General features: G+C 70.1%; 9 protein-coding genes. 1 reads left to right on the plus strand and 8 read right to left on the minus strand.

From position 1 onward, the window contains the following. The 6 genes from NJE57_RS11430 to NJE57_RS11455 are packed head-to-tail and all read right to left on the minus strand — an operon-like array spanning position 1 to position 7703. Positions 1–810, minus strand: a complete 810-nt coding sequence (locus NJE57_RS11430) for an ABC transporter permease (protein ID WP_319028549.1) — start codon at positions 808–810, stop codon at positions 1–3. 13 nt (positions 811–823) lie between these two features. Beyond that, on the minus strand, positions 824–2416 hold the full coding sequence (fadD5, locus tag NJE57_RS11435) for a fatty-acid--CoA ligase FadD5 (protein ID WP_319028550.1): 1593 nt from the start codon (positions 2414–2416) through the stop codon (positions 824–826). Between the two features lie 40 nt (positions 2417–2456). Further along, positions 2457–3254 (minus strand): enoyl-CoA hydratase-related protein, encoded by a 798-nt coding sequence (locus tag NJE57_RS11440; protein ID WP_319028552.1) that lies wholly within the window; start codon positions 3252–3254, stop codon positions 2457–2459. Continuing rightward, positions 3251–4237: a nitronate monooxygenase family protein gene (locus NJE57_RS11445; RefSeq protein ID WP_319028803.1), complete on the minus strand. Its 987-nt coding sequence runs from the start codon at positions 4235–4237 to the stop codon at positions 3251–3253. The genes NJE57_RS11440 and NJE57_RS11445 overlap by 4 nt, the downstream gene beginning before the upstream one ends. Beyond that, a complete protein-coding gene (locus tag NJE57_RS11450) occupies positions 4237–6447 on the minus strand; it encodes a 3-hydroxyacyl-CoA dehydrogenase NAD-binding domain-containing protein (protein WP_319028553.1) in 2211 nt (736 codons plus the stop codon). The genes NJE57_RS11445 and NJE57_RS11450 overlap by 1 nt, the downstream gene beginning before the upstream one ends. Before the next feature lie 38 nt (positions 6448–6485). Beyond that, a complete protein-coding gene (locus NJE57_RS11455) occupies positions 6486–7703 on the minus strand; it encodes an acetyl-CoA C-acetyltransferase (RefSeq protein ID WP_319028555.1) in 1218 nt (405 codons plus the stop codon). Positions 7704–7863: 160 nt separating this feature from the next. Between NJE57_RS11455 and NJE57_RS11460 the strand changes: the two genes are divergently transcribed. Continuing rightward, positions 7864–9138, plus strand: a complete 1275-nt coding sequence (locus NJE57_RS11460; RefSeq protein ID WP_319028556.1) for a helix-turn-helix domain-containing protein — start codon at positions 7864–7866, stop codon at positions 9136–9138. A 12-nt stretch (positions 9139–9150) separates the two neighbouring features. On the opposite strand, the gene NJE57_RS11465 is transcribed toward NJE57_RS11460, so the two are convergent. Both NJE57_RS11465 and NJE57_RS11470 read right to left on the minus strand, forming a co-directional pair. After that, positions 9151–10224 (minus strand): oxygenase MpaB family protein, encoded by a 1074-nt coding sequence (locus tag NJE57_RS11465; protein WP_319028557.1) that lies wholly within the window; start codon positions 10222–10224, stop codon positions 9151–9153. A gap of 7 nt (positions 10225–10231) precedes the next feature. Next, positions 10232–11728: an aldehyde dehydrogenase family protein gene (locus NJE57_RS11470; RefSeq protein ID WP_319028558.1), complete on the minus strand. Its 1497-nt coding sequence runs from the start codon at positions 11726–11728 to the stop codon at positions 10232–10234. Positions 11729–11832: the final 104 nt, after the last annotated feature.

The raw sequence follows: 11832 nt of genomic DNA on the forward strand, positions 1-11832 counted from the left end.
TCAGTACTTCCCGACCGACGGGACGATGACGCCGTACACGGTGGACATGACGGTGTTGACGACGAAGACGGTCACGAACGCCAGGACCACGGTCTCGTTGACCGCGTCCGCCACCCCGCTCGACCCGCCCCGGGCGTGGAGTCCCTTGAACGTGGCGATGAGCGAGGACACGACGGCGAAGGCGACGGACTTGACCATCGCCATCCACAGGTCGGACGGGCGTCCGTACGCGCTGAGCGTGGACAGGAACGCTCCGGCCGATTCACCCTGCCCGTAGACCTGGTACAGCAGGCAGGCCACCACACCCATCGCCGTGACGAGCGCACACATGACGACCGAGACCAGCATGGTGGCGAGGACGCGGGGCACGACGAGTCTCTCGATCACGTCGAGGCCCATCACCTCCATCGCCTCCACCTCCTCGCGGATGGTCCGCGAACCGAGATCGGCGCAGATCGCCGAGCCACCCACCCCGGCGAGCATGAGCGCACACACCAACGCGGACGCCTGGCCCACCACCACGAAGGCGACGACCGCGCCCGCGTACCCGGCGGCACCCAGGCGTCCGGCCAGCTCTCCCACCGACACCGCCACCAGGACGCCCACCGGCAGCATGAGCAACAGCGCCGGCACCGAGCTCACGCGGGCGACGAACAGCGCCTGGTCCCTCGTCTCGGGCAGCGAGAGCCGTCCGGTGACCACGGTGCGCACGCAACTGGCGAGCGTGAACACCGAGTAGCCGACGAGTGAGCCGATCTGACCGGAGAGGTCGACGACCGGGCCGCGGCCGGTGGGCAGGTGGAAGACCATGGTGATCCGGCCGTCAGACCCCGACGGAGCCGTGGTCGGAGCGCAGCGAGCCCTTGACCACCTTGCCGCTGGCGTTCCGGGGGAGCTCCTCGACGTGGACGAGGTGCTTGGGGAGCTTGAAACCCGCCAGCTTGTCCCGCAGCCAGTCGACGAGCTCGTCCAGGCCCAGGTCGGGCCCGTCCGACTCGTGCTGGGCGACGATCGCCACGGGGACCTCGCCCCACTTGTCGTCCCTGCGGCCGATCACCGCGACCTCCCGGACCCGGGGGTGGCCGGCGATGACGTTCTCCACCTCCGCGCAGTAGATGTTCTCGCCACCGGAGATGATCATGTCCTTCTTGCGATCCACCACGTAGACGAATCCCTCGTCGTCCATCCGGACGAGGTCCCCCGAGTGGAACCAGCCGCCCTCGAAGGCCGCGGCGGTCTCCTCGGGCTTGTTCCAGTAGCCGGACATGGTGGTGGGGCCGCGGTAGACGATCTCGCCGACCTCCCCGGGGGCGACGGGTTCACCGAACCCGTCGATGACCCTGGCCTGGACGGTGGGGATGACCTTGCCCACGGACCCGATCTTGCGCAGTGCGTCGTCGCCGTCGAGGGCACAGGTGATCGGGCTCATCTCCGTCTGACCGAACACGGCGCAGTTGAGCACGTCCGGGAACGTCTCCGCCATGGCCCGCAGGATCGTGTCCGTGGACGGGGCAGCACCCCAGGAGATGTTGCGCAGGACGAGGTCACGCGGACGGGCCTGCTGCTCCGCGCAGACGGCCTGCCACTGCACGGGCACCAGGAAGACGCTCGTGATCTGCTCCTTCTCGAGGGTGTCCAACAGCACGGCCGGGTCGAAGGCCTGCAGCGGGTGGACGACCGTCACGCCACCGAGCTGCAGGCTCGGGGCGATCGAACCGAGCGCGGCGATGTGGAACATGGGGGCCGCACACAGCGCGCGACCGTCGTCGTCGAACAGCCGGAAGACCCGGATGCAGGTGAGGGACTGCGCGGTGAGGTTCTCGTAGGAGAGCATCGCCCCCTTGGGCCGGCCCGTGGTACCGGAGGTGTACATGATCAGCGCCGTCGCGTCCTCGGGGACGTCGACCGTGGTGTGGGGGTCGCCCTCCTCCGCGATCGCCTCCGCGTACGTGGTCTGGCCCTCCGTGCCGGGCTCGCCACCGATGACGATGTGGGCGCCCGGCTCCTCACCGTGGGCCCGGATGGCGCCGACCAGGGGCGCCAGGAGCGAGTCGGTGATGACGACCTTGGGCGCGGCGTCGCTCACCAGGTACGCCAGTTCCGGTGGGGTGAGGCGGAAGTTCACGGGCACCGCGATGGCGCCGAGCCTGTTGATCCCGAGCACCGCTTCGATGAACTCGGGGTTGTTCAGCGTGATGAGCATGACGCGGTCACCCTGACCGACCCCGCGGCGGGCCAGCGCGTCGGCGAACCGAGTGCTGCGGTCGTGGAGCTGCTTCCACGTGGTGGACTCGCCGAGGTAACGCAATGCCTCGGCGTCGGGCATCATCTCGGCGTGGGTGGCCACCCACGTGTTCCAGTTGTTCCGACGGGCAGCGTGGAGTTCGGCGATCGGATCAGGGGTCGCGGTCGTCATGATCTGGCCTTTCGTGAGAGCGGGGTCGGCAGGGGCGGGGTCAGGAGAAATTCGGGCGGCGCTTCTCGAGGATCGAGGCGACGCCTTCGGCGAAGTCGGCGGACACCAGTAGCTCGCACTGCCCCTCGTGCTCACGGGCGAGCGCGGCGTCCAGCTCGGCGAGCGTGGCGCCGGTGACCGCACGCTTGGTCAGTTCCAGGGCACGTCGCGGGCCCCGGGCCAGTCGGCGGGCCAGCTTGGCTGCGGCGGCACGCAGGTCGGCGGCGGGCAGGACCTCGAGTGCCAACCCCACGTCCCGGGCCTCCTCGGCCGAGACGGCGTCCCCGCGCAGCAGCATCCGGGAGGCGACCGACCGGCCGACCGCCGCGGGAAGGAGCACACTGGCCCCCCCGTCCGGCATCAGGCCGATGTTGGTGAACGCGAAGAGCAGGTAGGCGTCGTCGGCCATGAGAACCAGGTCGGAGGCCAGGGCCAGCGAGACCCCCACCCCCGCCGCCGGCCCGTTGACCGCGGCGATCACCGGGACCGGGGCGGCGAGCACCGCGCGGACCAGCTCGGCGGCGCTGGTCATGGTGACGTCGGGACTGGGCGCGTCGTCCGAACCGGCCGCGTTCCCGATCGCCTGCAGGTCGGCTCCCGTGGTGAACGCCCCGCCCTCGCCGGCGAGCACGATGACCCTCGTGCCGGGGTCCCGGCTCTGCTCGGTGACGATCTCGACCAGTGCGCACACGGTCGGGTGATCGAGTGCGTTCATCCGGTCCGGCCGATTGATGCTGATCGTCGTCACGCCCAGGTCGTCTCGCTCGACTGCGACCGCGTCCCGGCCCGTGGCGGTCATCGGGCCGCCTCCGAGGTCGCGGCCATGCCCGCGAGCCGGTCGGAGATGATCGACTCGGCCTCTGCCATCATGCGGTCGACCAGCTCGGCCGCGGTCGGTACGTCGTCGATGAGTCCCTGGCACTGACCAGCCGACCAGATGCCGGCGTCGAGGTCGCCGTCCTCGAAGACCTTGCGCCCACGGGCTCCGGCGACCAGGTGCTGGATGTCGGAGAACTCCGCGCCGTCGGCCTCCTTGGCCACCACCTCGGCGGAGACGGCATTGGCGGCCACGCGCGCGGTGTTGTGGAGCGTGCGGAAGATGAGCTTGGTGTCGAGCTCGGAGTTGGCGACGATCTGCTGCTTGACCGACTCCGCCACCGGGGACTCGGCGGTGCACATGAACCGGGTCCCCATGTTTGCCCCGTCGGCGCCCAACGCCAGCGCGGCCACGAGGCCCCGGGCGTCGGCGATGCCACCGGATGCCAGCATCGGGATGGACAGCTTGGCCGCCGCGGCGGGGATCAGTACGAGGCCGGGCACGTCATCCTCGCCGGGATGCCCCGCGCACTCGAAGCCGTCGATGGAGACCGCGTCGACGCCGAGCTGCTCCGCCTTGATCGCGTGTCGCACGGAGGTGCACTTGTGGATGACCTTGACGCCCGCGGCGTGGAAGATCGGCAGGTGGTCCTTGGGATTGGAACCCGCGGTCTCGACGATCTTCACACCCGACTCGACGATCGCCTCGCGGTACTCCGCGTACGGCGGGGGGGTGATCGACGGCAGGATCGTGAGGTTGACGCCGAAGGGCTGATCCGTCATCTCACGGCAACGTGCGATCTCGCGGACCAGGTCCTCCGGGGTGGGCTGGGTGAGCGCGGTGATGATCCCCAGCGCGCCGGCCTCGGACACGGCGGCGGCGAGCTCGGCGCGGCCGACCCACATCATGCCGCCCTGGACGATCGGGTGGCGCACCCCGAACTCCTCGGTGAAACGTGTACGGATCACGGGTGAACCTCCTCGTAGGTGCCGCCCGAGGCGGCCTTGGACCGCAGGGACTCCGGCGGGGTGAAACGGTCCCCGTAGGCCGCGGCGAGCTCCTCGGCCCGGGAGACGAAGCCGCCCAGTCCACCGGGGTACTGGTCCATGTAGCGGGCCACCCCACCGGTCCATCCCGGGAAGCCGATGCCCAGGATCGATCCGACATTGGCGTCGGTGGTGGTCTCGAGCACCCCCTCGTCCAGGCACTTGACGGTCTCGATCGCCTCGGCGAAGAGCATCCGGTCGATGGCGTCCTGCAGCGGGATCTCGGTGGCCGGGCCGAAGGCGTCGGCCAGGCCCGGCCACAGGCCGGAGCGCTTGCCGTCGGAGTACTCGTAGAACCCCGTCCCGGTGGAGCGGCCCTTGCGGTCGTGCTCGTCGATCATCCGGTCCAGAACGATGTCACCGGGGTGCGGCGCGAGCTCGCGCCCTTCCGCCTTCGCGGCGGCCCGGGTCTCATCCCGGATCTTGCGGGGCAGGGTGAGTGTGAGCTCGTCCATCAGTGCGAGCACCGGGGCCGGGTACCCGGCCTGCGAGGAGGCCTGTTCGATGGTCGCCGGCGGCACGCCCTCGGCGAGCATGGCCATGCCTTCGCTGGTGAAGGTGCCGATGACGCGGCTGGTGAAGAAGCCCCGCGAATCGTTGACGACGATGGGCGTCTTGGAGATCTGCGCGACGAGCGCCAGGGCACGGCCGAGGGCGTCCTCGGACGTCTGCTCGCCCTTGATGATCTCGACCAGCGGCATCTTGTCCACCGGCGAGAAGAAGTGCAGACCGATGAAGTCCGCCGGCCGGTCGACGCCGTCGGCGAGGAGGGTGATGGGCAGGGTCGAGGTGTTGGAGCACAGCAGCGCGTCGTCAGCAATGTGCGGCGCGATCTCGGCGAAGACCTGCTTCTTGACCGCGGGGTCCTCGAAGACCGCCTCGATCACGGCCTGCGACCCGTCGGTCACCGCCGGGTCGGTCGTGGGGGTGATCCGCGCGAGGAGTGCCTCACCCTTGGCCTGTGCCTTGTCCCGGGCCTCGCCCTCGGCCGCGCGGGAGACGGTCTTGGCGACGAGCTTGGCCGAGTAGCCCTTACCTCGCTCGGCGGCGGACTGGTCGATATCCTTGAGGACGACCTCCATCCCGGCCTTGGCGCAGACGTAGGCGATCGCCGCGCCCATCATGCCGGCGCCGAGGACGGTCACCTTGGCGATCGGCTCCCGCTCGGCCGAGCCGTGCGCCTTGGCGAGACCGTTGGCCCTCTGCAGGTCGAAGAAGAAGGCGCGGATCATGTTCTTGGCGGTCTGACCGGTCGCGAGACCGGCGAAGTAGCGGGCCTCGATCTTCTGGGCGGTCTCGAAGTCAACCCCGGCGCCCTCGACGGCCGCGGACAGGATGGCCACCGGTGCCGGGTACGGCGCGCCCTTGAGCTGCTTGCGCAGGAGGGCGGGGAACGCGGGGAGGTTGGCGCCGAGTGCCGGGCTCGACGGGGTGCCCCCGGGCATGCGGTATCCCTTACGGTCCCACGGCTGAGTAGCGGCCGCGGGGTCATCGGCGTTGGCCGAGATCCACGCCTTCGCGGCGGGCAGCAGGTCGTCCGGACCGGCCACGAGCTCGTCGACCAGGCCCAGCTCGAGGGCCTTGCCTGGACGCAGGCGCTTGCCCTCCAGCAGGACCTCCATCAGCGCGGTGGACACTCCGAGCATGCGCACGGTGCGGACGATGCCGCCTCCACCGGGCAGCAGACCGAGACCGACCTCCGGCAGCCCGAGCTGCACGGCCGGCGAGTCGACGACGATGCGGCGGTGGGTGGCCAGGGCGATCTCGAGCCCGCCCCCGAGTGCGGCTCCCGCGATGGCGGCCACGACAGGCTTGCCGAGGGTCTCCAGTCGCCGCAGGGGCGCCTTGGCCCGCTCGACCGTGGCCACGGCCAGATCCGCGCCGTCTGCGGGGATCGACAGGATGTCGCCCAGGTCGCCGCCCGCGAAGAAGGTCTTCTTGGCAGAGGTCAGGATGACGCCGGCGATCTCGTCGGACTCGGACTCGAGCCGGTCGACCGCCTGCTCCATGGACGCCAGGTAGTCGGCGTTCATGGTGTTGGCGCTCTGGCCTGGATCGTCGAGTGTCAGTACCACGACCCCGTCGGAGTCCCGGTCGTAACGGATGGTGTTGGTGAATTCACTGCTCATGATGAGGTGTTTGTCCTTCGGGGCTGGAGACCGGGGCGTCAGAGACGTTCGATGATGGTGGCGATGCCCATACCGGCGCCCACGCAGAGGGTCGCCAGGGCGTAGCGGGCGTCACGGCGTTCCAGCTCGTCCAGAGCGGTACCGAGGATCATCGCCCCGGTGGCGCCGAGGGGGTGGCCCATGGCGATGGAGCCGCCGTTGACGTTGATCTTCTCCATCGGCACCCCGAGGTCCTTGGCGAACTTCATCGGCACGGAGGCGAACGCCTCGTTGACCTCGAACAGGTCGATGTCGTCGATCGTCAGACCCGCCTTGGCCAGCGCTTTGCGGGCGGCCGGGGTGGGGCCGGTGAGCATGATCGTGGGCTCCGATCCCACGACGGCGGCCGAGACGATGCGCGCCCGGGGTGTCATCCCGCCCCGCTCTCCAGCCTCGGCGCTCCCGATGAGCATGGCGGTGGCCCCGTCGACGATCCCCGAGGAGTTCCCGGCGTGATGGACGTGATCGATCCGTTCGAGCGAGTGGTACTTCTGCAGGGCGACCGCGTCGAAGCCGGCCTGGTCGCCGATGGCGGCGAACGAGGCCTTGAGTCCCGCCAGATCGTCGGCGGTGGTGCCGCTCCGGATGTGCTCGTCCCGATCGAGGACGACCTGCCCGACTTCGTCGACCACCGGGACGACGGAGTTCGCGAAGCGCCCGGCCTCCCACGCGGCAGTGGCGAGTTCCTGGGACCGGGCGGCGAACTCGTCGACATCGCGCCTGGAGAACCCCTCCAGCGTGGCGATGAGGTCGGCACCGATGCCCTGCGGCACGAACGAGGTCGCGTAGTTCACCTTCGGGTTCTGCGCCCAGGCTCCCCCGTCGGACCCCATCGGGACCCGTGACATGGACTCGACGCCCCCTGCGACGACCAGATCCTCCCACCCCGCGCGGACCTTCTGGGCGGCGAGGTTGACGGCCTCGAGCCCGGAGGCGCAGAAGCGGTTCTCCTGCACGCCGGCCACCGTCTCCGGGAACCCGGCCGCCATCGCCGCGACGCGCGGCAGGACCGCTCCCTGTTCGCCGATCGGCGAGACGATGCCCATGACGACGTCCTCGATCTGGGCCGGGTCCAGGTTCACGTTGCGCTCGACCACCGCGCGAAGCACACCGACGGCGAGGTCGATCGGGGCGACGCTGTGGAGCGAACCGGTGGACTTTCCTCGTCCGCGGGGCGTCCGCACCGCGTCGTAGATGTAGGCCTCGGGCACTGACATGGGTGGGTGTTCCCTTCCGCTGCTGTTCCGGTCCGTGATGACCGCTGCGCGATTGGCGCAGATTCGATCACATATATCTGTGAATTCGGGTTTACTATGACCTCTACGAAACCTGTTGTCAAGATCACACGACGATCCCGCGTCCGAGAGTCCGGTACCCATGACCTCCCCTCCCGTCGGTCCGCCGCCGCCACTGCCACCGCCACTGCCGCCGGCTCCACTCCCGCACACGCGGCGGGCGGAGATAGCACTGGCGGCGGCCGAGGAGTTCGCCCGCCGCGGGTACCACGCGACCAGGGTGGATCACATCGCGGAAAGCCTCGGGGTGACGCCCGGTGCGCTCTACCGACACGTGCCCGGGAAGTACGAGATGTTCACGGACGCCACCGCCCTGCTGATCCGAGATCTCGACGCCGCGACCACCGTCTCCCCCACCTCGGACGCGGGGACGGACGAGCTCGACCGCATCGTCGACTCCGTCACCCGGACGACGCTCAACCACCGGGGCCGTGCCGCGTTGTACCGATGGCAGGTGCGGTACCTCGCTCCCGACGACCGCGTGGCGGTGGAGGCGGCGGGGACCCGGATACGACGACGGGTGGCCGACGCGGTCCGCGCCCACCGGCGCAGTGCGGGTCTCGAGGACCCGGGCGGAGCGGGCTCCTGCGCCGCGGCGATCCTCGCCTGCGTCGCCTCTCTCGCGACCCACCGGATCGCGGTGACCGAATCGGAGGCGGTGGGGTTGATGACCTCGATCGCCCACGACCTCGCGACGGCGTCCCCCGGGCAACTCCCGGCCCCGCGCGCACCCCGCCGGTCCACTCCCGAGTCTCCGACGGCCGCCCCTCCCCGCCTCCGAGGAGGGGCGGCCACTCGCGAGGGCGCTATCACCGCGGCGATCGAGCGGTTTCATTCCTCCGGCTACGACAGTGTGACGATGGAGGCCATCGGGGCCGACGTGGGCGTGGCGGCGTCCGCGCTGTACCGACACTTCCCCAGCAAGTCCGCACTGCTCACCGCTTCGGTGGACCGGACCGCCGCCCTGGTGGGGGACCTACTCGACCGGCACTCCTCCCTCCACTCCGCGGGTTCGGAACCCGCCGAGGTCCTGGGGGATCTGCTCGACCAGTACGTCACGATCGCGTTCTCACACGGCCCGGAACTCATCCTGTACCACTCCGAACTCGGGGCACTGGCTCCCGAGGACCGGCGACGGATCCGCTGCGCGCAACGCCGTCAGCTGGACAGATGGGCCGGGCTGGTGCTCGACGCCGCCCGTGCGCGGACGGGGGTGGACACCGACGAGTCGACGGCCCGGATCCGCGTCCAGGCCGCCCTCGCGGTGGTGCTCGACGGCGGTCAGGGCACGGGTTTCCATCCCGCGGCCGCACCCCGGTTCGGCGAGCTGGCCGGGGTCACCCTTCTGCCCGGGTGACCCCGGACCCCGTCAGCCGGTCTTCTGCGACACCGGGCAGTCGCCCACCCGGTCACGGGGCTGGATGGGGCACGCGCCCAGGTCAGCGGGCCTGTACCCGTTCGGGTATCCCGGGTAGGTCCGGTTCTCGGTCGCACCGGACCCGAGCGCCCGGCGACGAACCGGGAGCCACCGGACCACCGCGGACCGGGCCCGAAGCGCGGCGTGCGCGGCCCTGCGTCTCGACGGCGGTTGCCACGGGAAACCGAAGGCCCGGGTCATGTCGTCGTCGACGAGCGACAGGACCACCTTGCGGACCGCGGGCCGGACCGCCTCGGGATACCACGAACACATGAGCTCGAGCGTGTACGTGCCGATGAGCTCGTTGTTCCGGTCGTAGCGGAAGGTGCGTGCCTCGTAGTCGTCACGCCACCGGCGGAACTCCCCGATGTCTTCCGGGATGTCGGCGATCTTCATCCGCTGGCCCACGCCACGGTAGAAGTGGAAGGCCGCCAACCTCTCGTTGGGGTGCAGGCGCCGCCAACCGAACGCGTCGATCCACTCGAGCGGCTCGTAGATGAACGTCGACAGCACGTAGAGCATGTCGTCGCCTGAGATGTCGTACCGCGCGTGCTGGCGGTTGATCACCCGCAGCGCCTCTTTGCCCCGAGGTGAGTCGTAGCCGTGTTCGACCAGCTCCACCATCAGCAGCGCGGTGTCGTCGTAGCGCTTCTGGGGGTTGTCGCGGAACTGGCCGGCCTCCGCCAGCACCGCCGACACCGACGGGACGCAGAACGTGCGGTACAGCGCCAGCTCGAGCGCCCGCTGGTAGTCCCACGGGAATTCGTAGGAGGTGGTGATGCGGTGGATCTCCTCCGCGTCGGCGACCGGGTCGAGGGTCGAGACGAGGTCCCGCCAGTACCACCGCCCGGGCTTGAGCGGGACCTCGGCGGTGACGGGGTGTGCGGCGCCCGCGTCCGCTACCAGCTCGGACGGGATCGGTCCGAACACCCCGGGGACGGTGACCCGGCCCGCGTCCGCGGACCTCGTCGTCGTCGTGTCCCGGAGCTCCTCCGGTGTGCTTCTACTAGAGGCGGTGGCGGTCATCGGGCGATCACAGCTTTCCCTGGACGTTGGCCAGCATCCACTTGACCACCTTGATGTCCCGCGGCTTGCGGGTCATGGTCATGAGGTTGAGCGGAGCGGCGAACTTCTGGGCCGTGATGGCCTTGGGCCGGGAGAACTCCCGCAGCCCGTCGGCGCCGTGGATGCGGCCGAAGCCCGAATCGCCCGAGCCCCCGAACGGCAGCGAGGGGATCCCGGCGAAGGCCAGGAACGAGTTGACCGACACCATGCCCACGTCGAGCTTCTCCGCCAGCGCCAGGCCACGCTTGCGGTTTCCGGTGAAGATGGCACCGCCGAGGCCGTAGCGGCTGGCGTTGGCCTTCTCGACCGCCTCCTCCAGGTCCGCGACGGCGTTGATGACCACGGTCGGCCCGAAGGTCTCCTCCGTGATCGCCGTGGAGTCCTCCGGGACGTCGACCAGGACGACGGGCTCGACCATCCTGTCGCCGATCGACTCCTCGCCGCCGATCACCGCGGAACCGCCCCGGGCCAGCGCGTCCTTGACGTGACGTCGGACGATGTCGATCTGCGCCGGCAGTGTCATCGGACCGTAGCTGGAGGTCACCGAGGTACCCGGGGTCAGCGCCCGGACCTTCGCGGTGAACTTGTGGACGAAGGCGTCCCGGACGTCCTGGTGGACGTAGATCCTCTCGACACCGGCGCAGGTCTGGCCCGCGTTGCCCATGGCACCGAAGACCGCCTGGTCGACCGCCGAGTCCAGGTCGGCGTCGGCGTCCACCAGGAACGCGTCCTTGCCGCCACCCTCGATGACGACGGGGGTCAGCGTCTCCGCGCAGGCCGCCATGACCTTGCGGCCCGTCGCGGCCGACCCGGTGAACGCCAGCTTGTCCACGCCCGCCCTGCACAGCGCGGCGCCGGTCGAACCGTCACCGGTGATGGTCTGGAAGAGAGGCTGCGACGCGCCGAGCGAATCCCACACCTCGGAGAGCCAGACGCCGACGCCCGGCGTGAGCTCACTGGGCTTGAACACGACCGCGTTGCCGGCGGCCATCGCGTAGGAGAGGGTGCCCATCGGGGTGAACGCAGGGTAGTTCCAGGGTCCGATCGCGCCGACGACCCCGTAGGGCTGGTACTCGACGTAGGCCGCCTGGTTGCTCATGAGCAGTCCTGCGGAGACCGACCGGCGCCGCAGCACCTTGTCGGCGTTCTTGGCCGCCCACTCCAGGTGGCTGACGGTGAGCATGACCTCCAGGGTCGCGTCCTCGTCCGGCTTGCCGGTCTCCGCCGAGATGAGCGAGGCCAGCTCCTCCGCGCGGGAGGAGATGGCGCGTTTGTACTCGAGCAGCCACTCCCTGCGGCCGCGCGGCCCCTGGGCGGCCCACCAGCGGGCGGCGGCGCGCGCGCGTTCGACGGCCAGCGCCACCTCCTCGGGGCCCGCGACGGGGTACCGGGCCAGCACGGCGCCGTCGCGGGGGTCCAGGCTCTCGAAGGTGGGGCCGGTCTTGTCGGGTTCGGTCGTCGTCATGTGGATCCTCCTGATTACGATCACATATATTTGATGTACCGTACGGTGATACGGGCCACGTTAGTCCACCCTGCCCGTCACCGTCACCCCCTGACAGAAAACCG

It is taken from the genome of Dietzia sp. PP-33 (assembly GCF_033790845.1).
Taxonomy (GTDB): domain Bacteria; phylum Actinomycetota; class Actinomycetes; order Mycobacteriales; family Mycobacteriaceae; genus Dietzia.